The organism is Neobacillus drentensis, assembly GCF_036962125.1.
GTDB lineage: Bacteria > Bacillota > Bacilli > Bacillales > Cytobacillaceae > Neobacillus > Neobacillus drentensis_B.
In genome coordinates this window covers 35,766-50,761 of sequence record NZ_JBALOA010000015.1, presented here as the reverse complement: position 1 = coordinate 50,761, position 14,996 = coordinate 35,766, and the positions used below count along the sequence as shown (strand labels likewise).

Here is a 14,996-nt window from a genome sequence, read left to right as displayed (position 1 = left end):
TTTTGATATTTTCTCCTAAATTTGAATAGTCTTTGTTGTTCCAGTTTCGCGGTGGACTAACTGTAAGGTGTCATGATTCTTCTTGAAAATTAGCCAGTTTTCAGGGTTTAATCCTGATGATTTGATGGATATCTTTTCTGCTTTGGTTGGGCGTTTGCCGTTTTTCATTCACTCACCGCCTCGATTGTTAACTCTTGATCAGGAACAACTCGGCTAATAATCAACTGACCATTCGGCTGTTTAAATCTTGTAATCGACTCTGCATTATCTACAAAACAAGGAGTAATCAATTCACTTTGTCGGGACAACACATCTCTTAGTTCCAGACCTGCGCGAATACCTTCGGATAGCGACAAGGTTCGATAAGCTTTACCGTCCATTTCAATTTCAAAGTCAGGCTTAATCTCACCATCGCCCTTATTCTGTTTAAAGAGTCGAACGGATAGGGTAGTAAACAAGGCTTGTACTTTTTCACCTTGCAACTCGGCTTCTTTCGCTTTAAAGGCTTTAATACTATCAAGAATGAAAATAGAAGCTTTCAAGTCTTGTAGAATAGCAGCTTCATCAGCAGCAGCCGATTTCACTTGTGTATCTAGATTTTGATATTGTGAGTAAATCCGAATAGCCTCACGTAACGGTTGCCCTTTTGTATCCACTTCACTGATTTCTTCCCTTAATTCCGACACATCGATAAATTCCAATTTGCCGAGCTCTTCTTTTAGCAATTCACGTTTAGTAAGCAAGCTATTGTGATTGGCTTTGTATTCCACCATGCGTTTTTCTTTATCCGCTTTAACAGCTTCGACCGATTCCTCATCCAGCGGACGCTTACAGGTGCGGCATGTATCTTGAATGACTTCGTTTTTAATTAATGGCCACCGCTCTTTAGACATTTCGATTTGGTCTTGGATGGAAAGGATCTGTGACTGGAGCTTATTGAAAGCTTGATTTTTCTCCCAGGCACTATCCATTTCTACTTCAAGTTCACGGACCTTTTTATCAATTTGAGCTAATTCTGCTTTGATGGAATCAATATCCATCTTCTCTTCTGACAATTGGTTAAGCTGTTCTTGCAACGTTTTGGTCTTGCTTTGTGCGGCAATATAAGTTTTATCTTTCTTGTTTTTATTGTCCTTATGGATTTTCTCTAAGTCTGCTATGTTATGTTTTTTTAAGCTGCGCTCTAATACTTCCGACTGCGCCTCTGGAAGGTGTTTAAGCACCTCTTTATTGATTGGGGCAGATACGTATTGGAGAAGCGATGCCCTTTGTTTTTCCCACGGTAGAGTGAAGAAAAATGACGGATTAAACAGGGATAAGAATAATTCTTTTTCAAATAGCTGAGCGACAATTTCATTAAATTCCCCAGCCTTGGAAGGAACTTCGTTAATGTAGTATTGGGCTTTGCCTTTTTTAAGCCCGCGGCCCAGTAACAATTGTTTTCCATCAGCCGATAAAAGAAGTTGTACTAAAGTTTCATCAACTTCATAAGTTAGTGGTGTAGGGTCAAGCTTTGAACCAAAAGTATCAGTGTTGTATAATAGCCATGAAATGGATTCCGGAATACTGGACTTCCCTTTCGCGTTTTCCCCAGAAATCTTGGTCAGGTCGCCAAACTTAACTTCAAGATTTCTGTGGGATTTATAGTTTTGTAAGTTTAAAGTTATAAATTTTATTTCCACTTTTAATCCCCCTATAATTCCGCTAGTTCTACCTCTAATCGTTCGATTTCTTCGACTACAGCTTTTTCAAATGCGATAGATACCTTTTCCACTATGATTGGTTCGCTTTCTTCAATAGCCATGTTATCGATAAGGCTTGAAAAATATATCCTATTAATTTTTGCTACTTGGCTTGTATACTTCTTTAAAGCCTCAATTCGACTAACAATCTGCCGAGCTACCTTTGCTCGTTCCTCCAAATACTCCAATGTTTTGCGATCCACTACTTTCACCTCCTACTATTTTTCGACGCCTGATAAATGGCCATTAAGCGTTCCTGCAATGACAATGCCAACCACACTTTTGGTTTAATACGCAAATTCCTCACCTCCTTTTAAAAATTACGACCTCGTAATCATTCTTCCAAAAAAAAGAACCTTTCAAACGGCTCACCAAAAGCTTTGAGCACTCCTGCAATAAAAGTTTGACCAGGTGCATTGTAACGAGGGTCATCAATCGGTAAAGATGATCTCCAAAGCTGTGAGACGGAAACACCAATAGCCTCTGCTATCTGGGCATTTGTCTCTAAATCCTTATCAATTGCCGCCTTTCTTAGTTCCTTTTCATTTAGTCTGATTGCGGCTTTTTTATCGTCCATTTCGTCAACTCCTTACTTGGTAATATTTACTGCTTGACCTAACTATAAATCATAAAAATTGCGAACGCAATATATTTCTTTTAATTTTTTTAATTTTTTTGTCAATTGGTGAATAAAATATGTACGTGCACGCAATAAATGACGCACGAAATTTATTGTTGTTCTCGTAATTTTTTTATATAATTTGCTTAAACCTAATAACAATTAATTTGATAATAAATAAAAAGGATGGTTCAAAATGAGACAAGGTTACGGAGATTTTATAAAAAAGCATAGGCTAAGTAGTGGTTTTAGGAAGCAAAAAACTTTAGCGGAAAAAACGGGGATATCAGCTGCTACAATCTCAAGAATTGAAAAAGAGGTCCAAAAACCTGAAGTGAGAACTTTACAAACTCTTGCCAACTTTTTAGAGACTACAACATTTGTGGATTTGATGGTTGCTTGTGGGTACTGGAATGAAGAAGATCTATTAGTTGATCATGATGAAATAAAGAGCGAAGTTTATTTACGAACCAATCCTCAAGATAAATTCATTCAATCTATTGGTAGAGGAACCAGAGGGGAACAAAAAGAAACCCCATCATCCAATGAAGAGGAGTTTTTAAAAAGTATTGATTTAACAGATGAAGAATTAATAGACCAATATCATTTAAAAATTGATGGTAAAACATTAAGTGAAGACGAAACAAAAGGGATCATTGCTTACATTCGATCTTTGAGACAGATGAAATCGTAATTAGCTGCTGTTTAAGTTCAGACAAATCCACTTGCATCAGCTTCGCTAATTTCTCCAAGTTAACAATTTTCTTTGTCATGAGAATCCCTACTTTTATAATTTGTGACATAAATATGAATTTATTACACATTTCGTGTCATTTGTTTATCGAGAAACCATGCCCCTATATAATCATCTTAGAACGACTAAGGGGGCGAGAAACATTTTATCGGACCGTTTATATAAGTTAAGAAAAAAATATGACTTAAAGCAAGATGATGTGGCTGACATCATCGGAGTTGTTCGTTCGACTTACTCCAATTATGAACAAGGTACTCGTGAAATGGATTACGTTTCCCTTATCAAGTTAGCAGATTATTATAAGGTTTCCTTGGACTATATGTTTGGAAGAACTGATTTACCCTACCATGAAAACAGTTATTCTCCAGAGGAGATTGAATTTATGGAAAGAGCTCTTAATTTGTACCAAGAAATGAAAATAAAATATAAATGATAAGCACTATTCCTTAATAAGTGGATGGTGCTTATTTTTATTCCTATGCTCTCATTATAGAACAACTGTTCCCTTTTTCAATAGCAAATTTTGTCGAATGCTTATTATTTCATAATTTATTCATAAATCCCCCCTTGATATTTATTTATCATACTGTTTATTTATTTTTTGACGTTTTTTGTCGTAATTTCTGTGTTGTAACAAATTGTACACAATTAAAAAAGCACCCTAAAATTGTAACGGGTTCCGTTTCCTATCGCAAAACGTGAATTTAAAGCTTAATATGTAAAGTAAAATGTAGTTCAATTTGCACCGTATTTGCGGTGCATTTTGTTTTGGGAAAATAAAATAGCCCAGCTCCATATGGAACTAAGCTATCCTTGAATATATTTTTAATCTTGTTCAACATACGCACCCTATAGTTGAAGAAAAGTATATCACTGTTGTGAAGGGGAATGTCGCTTTATATCCTAAAGACTCCCTATTTGACAAAAATCTACCGGAATAAAAATTGTATTCAATTATTTCTATTTCTACACGCTCTCCAATTAAAAAATACCAAAGTAGATAATAACATTATTGCCGAGACCCAAAAATAAAAGCCAAGGTTATGTTCCGTAATAATCGATGTATTTCCTCCCTCATCTACCATTAATTCCATTGGGAAAAATGTTCTTATAGCCAACAACAACATAATTAAATGACTAATACCAGTTTTTTCTCCTTTGAATGTTTTAACCGAAATGTAAATAAAAATCAGGTTTGCATACCAACTGGCAGCAGACATCATTCCAGCAAATATGCCTAACCAACCAATTAACAATATATTTAGTCCCCAAAATTTAGCCCCACTAGCTGTTGTTAAAGCAGGTGACATTAACGAAATAAAATACAAAGCCCAAATGACTATTAGAGCAATCGTATTAATTTTTTTGAAATCCTTTTCCATTTATTTTGTCTCCTATTAGCATTATTGGTTCTTACCACCCTAAATTTACCAGAAAAAGCAGACTATCCTAGGGATAAAATCCAACAATTCTGTGTTAATTAAATTTATTATCTACCTCTTATTCCCTTTTTCAACAAAACTGCACCGTTAGCTTAAGTGGAACTGTTCACAATCTTTATTACATAAATACCCATCTTATTTGCCCCAGTTCCTAGTTTATTTATATTTTTTGTGTGGCAATTTGTATATCAAATTGTATGTTAAATTGCAGGGGTACAACAGCCAGTGTACCGTTACAAAATGGGGTGCATTTTCACATACAAATTTCATTGTATTTTCCGCTTAAATCGCATTATATCAATAAAAAACGAGTGACAAATTAGTATACAATTTGCCCTCATTTTCCTATACATTTTCATATGTTTGCGATAACTTTAAACATCTATCTCACCTCCTTAGCGTTTTTATCCGATTTTAATTTGTACTTCTTTATTTTCCTTTTTAACCGATTCCGTTCTGGTCAAACTTTTCACAAAGTTGGTAAAGCTATCTGACTGAAATATCTTAAATGGATACTGTCCATCGATGGCATAGCGCTGATCGGATAGAATCAAAACATGTGGGAAAGGAGCTGCCATGATTCCAGAGTTATATAAATCAATATATCGGTCAAACTTTTCACTCATAAGCTTATCTGAGTAAACTGTTCGCTGGACCTCCACAAAGAAGTTCGTTCTCCTATATTGACAAAAGATATCTGGTTCAGCACAGTCCCCTTTCTTTCCGTACTTTGGTTCCACTAAAAATGTACCCATGTTTCCTAGCTTCTTTAATTCCTTATACACATTCACAATTGCTAAGAAATGACCAATCTTTTGAGAGTTTTTCTTTATCTCGACATCCGGGCCGAAGTAGACGTATGGAACAAATACAGTGGACCTTTGTATGTGTCCATCACGTAATAGTCTAAGCAGAACATTATTAGCAGCATAGTTAGGATTTTTTAAATTAGAGAAATGCAGCTCCGCAATACTATCCCTATCCATCACTCGAAATTTATTTAAATGCTTAATTATTGCCTTGTCACGATTGGTCAATGGCATCGGCAAACACGTCCTTTTCTGTTAACTCGTGTTGTTTTGGCTTTTCTTCATTTACTTCTTTAAACGGCCGTTTATTAATATAAAAGGGATTCAGTAACCTTTTAGCATCTTCCAACTCCAAGTATGGAGCCTGTAAGTCATATAATTTATCGCTGTTCATAATGAAGTGTCCACTCACATCAATCTTTTCTGCATCTGGAGTATTTACTATTCGTGCTTCGATTTTATCCCTTAGCTTAAAACCCATAGAAACGGTTAAATTAGCCCGAATAGTCGTGTCTAATACTTGTGCATTCGGACGCTGCATAGAGAGGATAGCGAATACTCCGAGCGTCCTACCAATGGCTACAATCTCCGTTAAAATATCCATGATTGTTTCATCTTTGCGAAGCATGACAAACTCATCGATGCAGACAACAATGTATGGCCGCTTTTGTTCAGCTGGTAGATCATCTATATGACTTACTTCAAAAGTCTCAGTTAAATCACTTCGTTCATCTAGCTCCTTTTTTATATGCTTTAGCATTCTTGCTATTTCTTTACCGTTTGAAAGAACACACTGAACATGCTCCACCTTTCGAAAAATATGAAACTCTGATTTTTTACAATCTCCCAGGTAAAGTTGTAGCTCCGATGGTTTCTTAGTCAAAATCATAGTTGTAAGAATGGATCTTAATTGTGTGGACTTTCCAGAACCCGTTTCACCTGCAATTAAGATATGAGGTTGTTTCAGTAAATCAAAGGCCACATATTGCCCCGTGCGTTCCTTTCCGCAAACAATACCTAATTTATAAGGTGTTACTAATTCTGATATTTCACTGGTGTTAAATTTCAACACTTTATCAGCTCCTTTTTGATATTGGGTAAGCACAAATCTTTTAAACTCACCTTCTAACTTAATTCGTTCACCAAATACTTGTTGAAAAGCAAAATAATTCTTTTTCAATAAATCGGGATTCAATCCTGTGGGTAATGTAAAAACGAATTCAGTGGAGTGGTCAGTGGTTCGTATCGAGTGGATTTTAGGAAAGATTTTTTTATCATCGTTGCCAAATGTTTTGTAAATGGTTCCTGCTCGAAATGCTTTAAATAGGTTTTTGCGCGCCATTAATTCAGCCCAAAAATTCATCTGAATAACCAGCTTACAATCGCATTAGTTTCTAAAAAGTAGACTCCTAGAGCCATTCCTGCAAGTGGTAAAGCTATTTTTATGGCTGTGCCTAGCCAATGCATACCCATATCTTCAAATGCTTTGTCAACCATGGCCATTAAAATGGTTGCACCGCCAGCTAGCAATAAACCCGGTCCAAACAACATACTAACTCCCCCTTATTATTGGCTCATACAATCCGTGCACATATCACCATAAAAATCTTCCTTTTCTTTTCCACACCAATAACAGGTTCTCCCTAGTAATCTTTTAAAAAGTTTTTTCATAATTATCTCCTCGCCTCTGATTTTTCTGATCATTAAATTGTTAGTCTTTTTAAAAAAATTTTTGTTTCCCCCCGGTCCCCCCTCAGCGTCTCTCCGCTTCACTCCGTTCCTTAACAAATCTTATATTTTTCATATTGACAGCCTTTCTTCTTGTACAAGTGCAATCAATCAACATATTTGATAATGTTTTAAAACAGAAAACAAAAACGGATGATACTGTGCCTCCTCTCATAACCTACTGTTTTGCTTTCGTGTTATAAGCCTATGCCGTACTGATTGTCCAAGTTTCCAATCTTTTGGAGAAAGTTTTAAAAATAGGAAAGTTGGACATACTGGCTGATACATAAAGCTACAAGGAGGAAATTTAATGTTTTCACTTTTTGGATTTGGATTAGGAAAGAAACGTTCTAAGTTTGGCCGTTTTCTGGATAAGAACTCCATCACTCAGCAAGAAATAGCAAATGAAAGTGGAGTAAGTAAGAGTACGATCAGCAGGCTATGCCAGCCGGAGGAGTTTGAACCGACAATGAGTAGTGCGAAGAAAATTATTAAGGCTTTAAGAGACTTCGGATTTTCAGTGGATTATGATGATTTTTGGAGTATGTAACAAAATATTTGAAACTTCAGTTAGACTTGTTCCGTAAATTGATTAATAATCTAAATTGAGAGGATAAAAGTTAGGGGGGAATTAATGTGAAAAAGATGGTTATGTTCTTAATAGTCTTGATACTTTTAGCTGGATGTTCTTCAAATGTTCCGGAAAAAGCAAATACCACAAATCAGGAATCCGCGAAAAATGAGCAACAGAGTGATGAGCAATACATTAAGGTGAGTATTGATTCTGCATTCGAGTTACTGGAAAGTGCGAATGAATTAAAGACACTTTTAGTTTATGCGGATGTAGAAAATGAGGGTTGGCAGTCAGAGGTAGAAGATACATTAATGGATATCTCAAAAGCAACCAATGACTACATGATTACTGAACTTGATATGACTGATGGACAAAATGAAAAATTTAAAGAGACCAAGGCTATTTATAGTGAAGGTATTAGTTCCTTTGAGGATATTATTCAAGACACTCGGAAAGCGTTAGAGACCTATGATAAAAAAGCGCTTGAATATATAAGAGACAGTCAATTAAATCAAGCGAATTCGCTGATATTAAAAGCTAAAGATCAGCTTGAAAATGAAAGATATTAGGGGTAATTAAATTGAACGTAGTGATTGAAATACATTACAGTTCTGGTAGCAGAGCATTACAAAAAGGCTCCTTCCAGCTAAGAGGACGAAAGCCCGAAAAAGTAGCTTTAGAATTTTGGAAGCAAATTAAGAAAGATATGTCCCATCGTGCAATATTGGAAAAAGTGATTGCAAACGGAGACCAGGACATCACGCAGCTGGTTATCGACCTGGAAAAGCAAGAAATGCATAATGCTATGAATGATAATTTACCTTTTTAAACTCCTCATTAAGAGGGGTTTTTTATTTCACACAAACGTCACAAGGGTATTTCTTAAGTTAGTCTAATACAAGTGATATCAGAACATTAGGAGCGTGTTTAATGAACCGTTTTGAAGGTTGGATTTATACGATTCGATTATTATTAAGAGGCAGCCGAGTCCTCAAAATAAATGGTCGATATATTGTTATCGATTTTTTTGATTATGGCGATGGATACATGGCAGCTGCAACATCAAGAAGTTGCTCGGTATGGAATTGTTATGGTTCAACTAAAGAACAGGCGCAGGAAATGGCATTATTTAAGCTAAAAAAAGCAATGGAACAGGAGTTAGTCGTTAATGGAGTAGGGTAAAAAAATTCCCTTATCACAATTCATTTTCTTAAATGTCAAAAAGTGTCGAAAAATTATTACAGGAAAAAAGCTATTCTAATAGAATCCTATATAGTAAAATAAAGTCGCTTTTTGTATGTACTATCTGTTGATATCGTGAATAAAATGGCTACCAAGTGGAAAGCCTTGTATTTAAAATCCAATATTTGGGTATTAAATATAGACACGAAGGAGGTTAGTAGCATGGCGAAAATATACTATATATCCGATAGGGTGGGGAAAATGGTAACACAAACAGCAGCTATAACAAGTATTAACAACGTAGCTGAAGCATTTCTAACATTTGATACTATGTCACATAAAAAATTACAAAAGCTCTGCTACTACGCTTATTCGTGGTATTTAGCCCTTTATGGTGAAAAATTATTTAATGAACATTTCGAAGCGTGGATTCATGGACCAGTGTCTCCAGTACTTTATTCCGAATTTAAGAAACACGGGTGGAAAGAAATCCCTAGAACAAACTCTGTTTCTGACGAAATCAATAATAATGATGCAGCTATTGAATTAATAAACGAAGTGTATCGGTCATATGGAGATTTATCAGGTGATGAATTAGAGTATTTAACTCATCAAGAGGACCCATGGTTAATGGCGAGAGGGGATTTACCTGAATTCATTCCAAGTAATCAAAGGATAGATGATCGTGTAATTATTGATTTTTATCAGCGCGAGTTTGAAGAGGCTCAAAATGACTGATGATTCGCCTAAAAAGAAAAAAGGAGTAGGTAAAATCTCTTTGCCTACTCCTAATATTTCTAAAAGAAAAGAGCAATCCCCGAGTAAGTTTTTATCTGAACCAAGTAAAACTGCATTAAAGGAGAAACTTCAATCAAATATCCGTTTTTCTTTTAACTATTTTGATAGAAGTCATGAATTATTTAATTGTGGACGAACAGAGAGTCAATGGTTCATTGACCTATTTGATAACTTAAAACAGATATCAAATCTAAATAAAAATGAATTTTTATTTGACCAAAAATACAAAAATCATTACGATACACACCAACATGATTGGGTGGATAAGCAGGATAAAATTTATCCATTACCACAAGGTATGTTTGAGCAAGTAATAGACGATTGCTGGCAATTTAGATTATCATCTTCAAATGGCCGCGTTCACGGAATTATGATTGAAAATGTATTTTATATTGTATGGTTTGATCCTCACCATAACTTTTATCCGGATGAAAAATTCGGAGGAGAAAAGTTTTATAAAAGACCATGGACAAGCTATGAAACTCTACAATATGAAAATGAAGAGTTAAAAAAGGAAAACCAAGGGTTGATGGAATTATTAGAACAAGCTACCAGCTAAATATCAAAGCCTCCCCTACTCAAACCGAGTAAGGGGCTTTTATTTATTTCACTCGGATTTTTTGGCCTTCATGAAGCTTGGTTGGGTCCACCTTCGGATTCAGCTTTTGAATCGTTCCATGCTTTAATTTCAAGTTGTTTTCAAGGCTCCAAAAGGTGTCGTCTTTGTCGATGGTTTTGTAAACTGCAGTTGGTTTTGGATTGTATGCAGCCTTAACATCTGCTACTAACTTGTCCCAAGACACTCCATGGGATTTTAGGTATGCAATTGGATCACGGTGGTCTGTTCCGCCTAAATTGTCAGATACCCAAGCGTGAGAGACTAATGTCTTACCGTCTGTTACCCCTAAGTTCTTTTTCTTAAGGATTGTTGCTAATAGCCACACGTAACGCTTATAAGATTCTTTAAATTTGGCAGCATCCTTAGTTTCGCACAGTTCCACATGGACATACCGAGGATTACCGTTGCCAGCCCCCCACGCTTTGTAATTGTCGTCCGCCATCTGAGTAATGGAATCCCAGTCCACAAAATAATGGGCAAAGGCTTTACGACTTTTCCAGTTTGCTTTGAAATAGGCAAGCTCTCTTTCATCGGTAGCTTCAGGTGTTGCGGTGGAGTGGGCCACTACGCCTTCATAGGCACTAATTCCCTTTCGATATGCTTCACGAGGTAGACCTTGAATAAACTCTTTTCTGATTGAATAACTCATTATTTTTCCTCTCCTTTTCGTGACTGAGCACGTTTTACTTTTGCTTCCAACTCACTTGCAATAATGTCCAATGCCCAAGTTGGAATCCATCGTTCCCATCCAGCGCGTTTAAAGTTTGCAGTCATTGAGATAACAGTGTGATATAAAAGACCAATGGTTAACATGTAGAAAAAGAATCCTTGAGTATTTAACGCTGAATCTAATAATTTACCAAACACAGGCAGGGCAAGAATGACTGCCGTCCTTAGCACTCCAATGATGCCGTATTGTGAAGCATAACTTTTATCTTTCATAGCTGCAGCAATAGCGCCTAGCCAATCTAAACAAACGGCTAATCCAAGGAGTGTAATGAATATCAATCCGACCTCACCCCCGTATATCTTGCTTAAAAAAGTTCCAATTCCAGCCCCAATGATTGAAAAAAATCCAGTCTTTAAATTTAATAAATTGCTAAGGTTAAAGATATTGAGGTATTCTTTCACTTTGGTTCCTCCTCAAAATAAAAGCCTCTGCTGTTTAGGCAGAAGCTATTGAAAATATTTTCCAACTTAAGATTTAATAGTGAAATTATCAAACTTAATGTTGTTTGTATTCCACCCGCCAATGCCGTGTTTTGTTACGGTTTGGAAAGCAGAATTATTTACATTTATAGTGGCTGTTGTGTTGTTATTGAAAAACACTTGTATATTTGAACCATTCAAGACAACTTTCACATGAGTTATAGTAGTAGCATTAAACGCGCTGCCTGCATAAAGGGTTACGTCGGCTTGATTTAACTGCCATAAATAGAGAGAAACGTCGGCTGAGCCCAAGTCCAATAAAAACATATTATCTATATCAGTTGCCCTAAAAAATATCCTTGTGTTTGCTAGTAGAGCAGGTGTATCAACTTCTATCGTACAGTTGGCAACACCAGCGTTCACGAGAGCTACGTCTGTCGCACCTCTTGTTGTTGCAATATATGCTTGCGTTCCGTTAGTTCCAAACACACTAGCACCATTCAAGGTTGACCATGTTTGACCAGTGTCAGATGTGCCCAATGATGATGCATTCGTTCTTGTGAAGGTATCAGATACATAAGTTGTTTGAACAGGTGTTATGGTTGTTGCTTGAACACTTGTACCGCTTGCAACATTTCCTACGGTGTCTCTTGCTTTTACCCAGAAAGTATAGGCAGTTGATTGCGATAACCCAGTCACATTGTAGATAGGAGTAGTTGTATTGCCTAGTAACGTTGTGCCATTATAAACATCGTAACTAGCCACATCACTTGAAGTTGAGGCCGTCCAAGTCAATGTCAAAGAGGTAGTTGCTAAGTTGCTTACGGCTAAATTTGTGACATTGTTCGGTGGTGTTGTATCTGCCGATGCTGTTGTAACTACCTGAATACTAGCTCCAGCCGATACATTTCCTGAACTATCCTTCGTTTTAACGGTGAAATTATAAGTTGTTCCAGCAGTTAAGCCTGTCATATTGTAAGATGTTCCTGAAACGTTAGTCACAAGAGTAGCACCATTGTAGATGTTATAAGTAACACCTGGCGTTGTGCTTGCTGTCCATGACAATGTGACCCCTGTTTGGGTGATGTTACTCGATGCTAAATTTGTTACGTTATTCGGTAATGTTACAGGGTTAGCTAGTAAATAAAATACATGACAAGCAATCGCTACTTCATACTCTGTGATATCAATGCCCTGGTTGTTTAGATTATTCCCATAGACTTCAGCACAAAATTCAATAGTCATGGATGGTCTATTTAATTGTTCAATCAAATAAGGTCCTTTTGGATCGTCCGTCACGCCTAATTCTTCATATGCGTTTGGTGTTCTTCCATATTTTGTTTGGAATCGTGCGTTTAATTTCAAGAAACTTTCGTGCATTTTACTATATAAGATGTTTCCATCGGTATCTCTTGCGAAGAAAGCCCATGTATCATAGCTCCCAGCATTTAAACCTGTATGGCAGTCAATCCAAAATTCGGCAGTTGGATTATTTAGGTTCCAATCTCGCAAAATTCTTGTTTCAGCTTCACTAAAAGGGGCTGAGCCTTTTTGATTCCATTCGTCTGTCAAGACTGGATAAGCTGACCAGGGGTAAGCAGCGCTGTCCCAATTTCGATTCGGGTTGACACCGTTGACGTTTCCGTACTTCTTAGGGTTTTGATTGAATCCCCAAGGGTTTTGAATGGCAATTACTTTTAGTCTGACGTTTTCCCGAATGTACTGAAATCCTGCATGTTGATAAGGAATAGTCATTACATGCTTTATAAAATGAGCTAACCCAAAAGCGCCAGGTAATTCATAAGGATGCAGACCGCTAGATAGAAGAACCGTTCTTGAAAAACTTGCGGGTTTAAAGTCATATTCCCAAATGTCGTATGTGCCGGATTGATCTTTTCCTAAACTTGTTTTCGTTACAACTAAACCGTCTGAGTGAGTGCCTACATATGGGTCATAAAAAGTAGCGTGGAATTGGTCTGCTGATACATTCAATACTTTCCCTGAACTATCTGCAACCCACTGATCTGAAGCCAAAGGTGGTTCATACACTGTAAAATTACTAGCTAAAGCCGTGACTGGCACATTGTTGATTGTATATATTTGTGTTTGAACACTACTTGAATTACCCGAACCATCTTTCCCAAAATACTTTAGTGTTGTATTGCCAAATAATTCAATAGGCGAGGTATAAGTAGGGCTACTTGTGGTCGGCGTGCTTCCGTCGGTTGTATAGTAAATGGTTCCGGTTGTGCTTGGAGTTAAGGTTACACTTTGTGCGCTTGAATAGGTTCCACCACTCGGTGAAGCGGATACTGTAAAAGTACCTGCTGATAAAGTCGTAAATCCTACACTAGCGCCACTGGCGACATTGTTGGATGCATCTTTTGCTTTTATCCAGAACGTATAAGCAGTCGAAGCTGTTAGGCCTGTTACGGTATAGCTTGTGTTGGTTGTTGTGGCAACCAATGTTGATCCGTTATAAATTTCATATCCACTTACATCTGGGCTTGTCGAAGCACTCCAATTTAGGGTGACACTTGTAGTCGAAAGGTTTGCATACGTTAAATTAGTAATGTTGTTTGGTGGTGTGGTATCTACTAGTGCTGTTGTCGTAAATGTAACTATCGTTCCGCTGGCCACGTTTCCGGCGGCATCTCGTGCTTTAACATAAAAATTATAGTTCGTTCCTGCAACCAGGCCAGTTACGTTGTACGATGTGCCTGATATAGTTGTTAAAAAGGTGGAGCCATTATAAATATCATAACCAGTGGTATCAGATGAAGTTGAAGCAGTCCAAGATAATGTTGTGCTGGTTTGGGTTGAATTCGAAGAGGTCAAATTGGTCACATTATTCGGTGGTGTAGTATCAGCACTCTGAGCACTAGTTGTTTGATTAATACTTGTTCCACTCGACACATTTCCAGATAAATCTCTAGCCTTTACGGTAAAGGTATAAGCTGTGGATGCAGTTAATCCTATCGCATTGTAAGTTGTCCCTGTTACAGTGCCAATTAATGTACTTCCACGGTAAACATCATAACTTGCTATATCTGAACTGCCCGAAGCTGTCCATGTTAGTGTTAATGTTGTCGCTGCTATGTTGGTAGCTTGTAAGTTTGTAACATCATTCGGTGGAGTAGTATCTATTGGTGGTAGAATTATTCCCTCGCTTAGAATACCCTTAATAGCATTGTAAGAAAAACTACCTGTGACCGCAATTGTATCAGGTCCATAGGATACCATCGCCTCCGCTCTATAATCCCCCTGCATATCATATGCCTGTTGAACTAAGACAACCTCACATCTACCGATTATTGGATCAACAACTGACACTGGTTGGGTTATAACTTGTTTATCGGGTTTCCTTATGGCTAAATTAATAGTCGTCCCTGTCAAATCAAGGTCCTCATCATCTTGATTAATGGATATGATTAATTTAATCGTTTTTAAATCATTTGTGTTTACATTAAACCTTGGATTATCAACCTGTTTTATTGTGTCTAACAATACGTTAAAACTTTTATATAGCACTTATAACACCTGCCTATCCTTATAAATTAAAAAGAAACTACTCTTTCGT

19 protein-coding genes are annotated in these 14,996 nt (G+C 36.9%); 8 read left to right on the top strand and 11 right to left on the bottom strand.

Annotated elements, in window-relative coordinates; translation table 11 throughout:
* Window positions 1–15 precede the first annotated feature (15 nt).
* From V7121_RS14675 to V7121_RS14660, 4 genes are all read right to left on the bottom strand, one after another.
* Window positions 16–168 (bottom strand): DUF6906 family protein, encoded by a 153-nt coding sequence (locus tag V7121_RS14675; protein ID WP_335546999.1) that lies wholly within the window; start codon window positions 166–168, stop codon window positions 16–18.
* Complete coding sequence (locus V7121_RS14670) at window positions 165–1,682, bottom strand: AAA family ATPase (protein ID WP_335546997.1); 1,518 nt, start codon at window positions 1,680–1,682, stop codon at window positions 165–167. Before V7121_RS14670 ends, V7121_RS14675 begins: the two co-directional genes overlap by 4 nt.
* A gap of 11 nt (window positions 1,683–1,693) precedes the next feature.
* A complete protein-coding gene (locus V7121_RS14665; protein ID WP_335546996.1) occupies window positions 1,694–1,945 on the bottom strand; it encodes a hypothetical protein in 252 nt (83 codons plus the stop codon).
* A 131-nt stretch (window positions 1,946–2,076) separates the two neighbouring features.
* Window positions 2,077–2,319, bottom strand: coding sequence for a hypothetical protein (locus V7121_RS14660; RefSeq protein WP_335546995.1), 243 nt, complete (start codon window positions 2,317–2,319; stop codon window positions 2,077–2,079).
* A gap of 238 nt (window positions 2,320–2,557) precedes the next feature.
* Here V7121_RS14660 and V7121_RS14655 point away from each other — a divergent pair, with 238 nt between their 5' ends.
* Both V7121_RS14655 and V7121_RS14650 read left to right on the top strand, forming a co-directional pair.
* A complete protein-coding gene (locus V7121_RS14655) occupies window positions 2,558–3,055 on the top strand; it encodes a helix-turn-helix domain-containing protein (RefSeq protein WP_335546994.1) in 498 nt (165 codons plus the stop codon).
* A 157-nt stretch (window positions 3,056–3,212) separates the two neighbouring features.
* Window positions 3,213–3,548: a helix-turn-helix domain-containing protein gene (locus V7121_RS14650; protein ID WP_335546992.1), complete on the top strand. Its 336-nt coding sequence runs from the start codon at window positions 3,213–3,215 to the stop codon at window positions 3,546–3,548.
* Window positions 3,549–4,065: 517 nt separating this feature from the next.
* On the opposite strand, the gene V7121_RS14645 is transcribed toward V7121_RS14650, so the two are convergent.
* From V7121_RS14645 to V7121_RS14630, 4 genes are all read right to left on the bottom strand, one after another.
* Window positions 4,066–4,497, bottom strand: coding sequence for a hypothetical protein (locus tag V7121_RS14645; RefSeq protein ID WP_335546990.1), 432 nt, complete (start codon window positions 4,495–4,497; stop codon window positions 4,066–4,068).
* Window positions 4,498–4,961: 464 nt separating this feature from the next.
* Entirely contained in the window at window positions 4,962–5,600 is a 639-nt protein-coding gene (locus V7121_RS14640) for a hypothetical protein (protein WP_335546988.1), read from the bottom strand.
* Complete coding sequence (locus V7121_RS14635) at window positions 5,581–6,729, bottom strand: FtsK/SpoIIIE domain-containing protein (protein ID WP_335546986.1); 1,149 nt, start codon at window positions 6,727–6,729, stop codon at window positions 5,581–5,583. The genes V7121_RS14640 and V7121_RS14635 overlap by 20 nt, the downstream gene beginning before the upstream one ends.
* Window positions 6,726–6,917, bottom strand: a complete 192-nt coding sequence (locus tag V7121_RS14630) for a hypothetical protein (RefSeq protein WP_335546984.1) — start codon at window positions 6,915–6,917, stop codon at window positions 6,726–6,728. The genes V7121_RS14635 and V7121_RS14630 overlap by 4 nt, the downstream gene beginning before the upstream one ends.
* Before the next feature lie 487 nt (window positions 6,918–7,404).
* Between V7121_RS14630 and V7121_RS14625 the strand changes: the two genes are divergently transcribed.
* The 6 genes from V7121_RS14625 (at window position 7,405) to V7121_RS14600 (ending at window position 10,207) form a co-directional block, all read left to right on the top strand.
* Complete coding sequence (locus V7121_RS14625; RefSeq protein WP_335546982.1) at window positions 7,405–7,644, top strand: helix-turn-helix transcriptional regulator; 240 nt, start codon at window positions 7,405–7,407, stop codon at window positions 7,642–7,644.
* Between the two features lie 86 nt (window positions 7,645–7,730).
* Window positions 7,731–8,237: a hypothetical protein gene (locus V7121_RS14620; RefSeq protein WP_335546980.1), complete on the top strand. Its 507-nt coding sequence runs from the start codon at window positions 7,731–7,733 to the stop codon at window positions 8,235–8,237.
* Window positions 8,238–8,248: 11 nt separating this feature from the next.
* Window positions 8,249–8,497: a hypothetical protein gene (locus V7121_RS14615; RefSeq protein ID WP_335546978.1), complete on the top strand. Its 249-nt coding sequence runs from the start codon at window positions 8,249–8,251 to the stop codon at window positions 8,495–8,497.
* A gap of 101 nt (window positions 8,498–8,598) precedes the next feature.
* Window positions 8,599–8,850, top strand: coding sequence for a hypothetical protein (locus V7121_RS14610; RefSeq protein WP_335546977.1), 252 nt, complete (start codon window positions 8,599–8,601; stop codon window positions 8,848–8,850).
* A 222-nt stretch (window positions 8,851–9,072) separates the two neighbouring features.
* Window positions 9,073–9,588: a Panacea domain-containing protein gene (locus V7121_RS14605; protein ID WP_335546975.1), complete on the top strand. Its 516-nt coding sequence runs from the start codon at window positions 9,073–9,075 to the stop codon at window positions 9,586–9,588.
* A complete protein-coding gene (locus tag V7121_RS14600; protein WP_335546973.1) occupies window positions 9,581–10,207 on the top strand; it encodes a hypothetical protein in 627 nt (208 codons plus the stop codon). The genes V7121_RS14605 and V7121_RS14600 overlap by 8 nt, the downstream gene beginning before the upstream one ends.
* A gap of 43 nt (window positions 10,208–10,250) precedes the next feature.
* Here V7121_RS14600 and V7121_RS14595 read toward each other — a convergent pair whose 3' ends face one another.
* The 3 genes from V7121_RS14595 to V7121_RS14585 all read right to left on the bottom strand — a co-directional run bounded on the left by V7121_RS14595 (window position 10,251) and on the right by V7121_RS14585 (window position 14,947).
* Window positions 10,251–10,916 carry an N-acetylmuramoyl-L-alanine amidase gene (locus V7121_RS14595; RefSeq protein ID WP_335546971.1) on the bottom strand — a complete coding sequence of 222 codons (666 nt, stop codon included), beginning with the start codon at window positions 10,914–10,916 and terminating at the stop codon, window positions 10,251–10,253.
* Window positions 10,916–11,398, bottom strand: a complete 483-nt coding sequence (locus V7121_RS14590; RefSeq protein ID WP_335546969.1) for a phage holin family protein — start codon at window positions 11,396–11,398, stop codon at window positions 10,916–10,918. Before V7121_RS14590 ends, V7121_RS14595 begins: the two co-directional genes overlap by 1 nt.
* A gap of 66 nt (window positions 11,399–11,464) precedes the next feature.
* On the bottom strand, window positions 11,465–14,947 hold the full coding sequence (locus tag V7121_RS14585) for a fibronectin type III domain-containing protein (protein WP_335546967.1): 3,483 nt from the start codon (window positions 14,945–14,947) through the stop codon (window positions 11,465–11,467).
* Window positions 14,948–14,996 lie beyond the last annotated feature (49 nt).

Bases quoted from the DNA above. Each gene is read 5' to 3' on its own strand.
- V7121_RS14650 (WP_335546992.1), top strand. From the start codon at position 3,213: ATGCCCCTATATAATCATCTTAGAACGACTAAGGGGGCGAGAAACATT.
- V7121_RS14675 (WP_335546999.1), bottom strand. From the start codon at position 168: ATGAAAAACGGCAAACGCCCAACCAAAGCAGAAAAGATATCCATCAAA.
- V7121_RS14630 (WP_335546984.1), bottom strand. From the start codon at position 6,917: ATGTTGTTTGGACCGGGTTTATTGCTAGCTGGCGGTGCAACCATTTTA.
- V7121_RS14640 (WP_335546988.1), bottom strand. From the start codon at position 5,600: ATGCCATTGACCAATCGTGACAAGGCAATAATTAAGCATTTAAATAAA.
- V7121_RS14660 (WP_335546995.1), bottom strand. From the start codon at position 2,319: ATGGACGATAAAAAAGCCGCAATCAGACTAAATGAAAAGGAACTAAGA.
- V7121_RS14655 (WP_335546994.1), top strand. From the start codon at position 2,558: ATGAGACAAGGTTACGGAGATTTTATAAAAAAGCATAGGCTAAGTAGT.
- V7121_RS14605 (WP_335546975.1), top strand. From the start codon at position 9,073: ATGGCGAAAATATACTATATATCCGATAGGGTGGGGAAAATGGTAACA.
- V7121_RS14610 (WP_335546977.1), top strand. From the start codon at position 8,599: ATGAACCGTTTTGAAGGTTGGATTTATACGATTCGATTATTATTAAGA.
- V7121_RS14600 (WP_335546973.1), top strand. From the start codon at position 9,581: ATGACTGATGATTCGCCTAAAAAGAAAAAAGGAGTAGGTAAAATCTCT.
- V7121_RS14625 (WP_335546982.1), top strand. From the start codon at position 7,405: ATGTTTTCACTTTTTGGATTTGGATTAGGAAAGAAACGTTCTAAGTTT.
- V7121_RS14645 (WP_335546990.1), bottom strand. From the start codon at position 4,497: ATGGAAAAGGATTTCAAAAAAATTAATACGATTGCTCTAATAGTCATT.
- V7121_RS14595 (WP_335546971.1), bottom strand. From the start codon at position 10,916: ATGAGTTATTCAATCAGAAAAGAGTTTATTCAAGGTCTACCTCGTGAA.
- V7121_RS14635 (WP_335546986.1), bottom strand. From the start codon at position 6,729: ATGAATTTTTGGGCTGAATTAATGGCGCGCAAAAACCTATTTAAAGCA.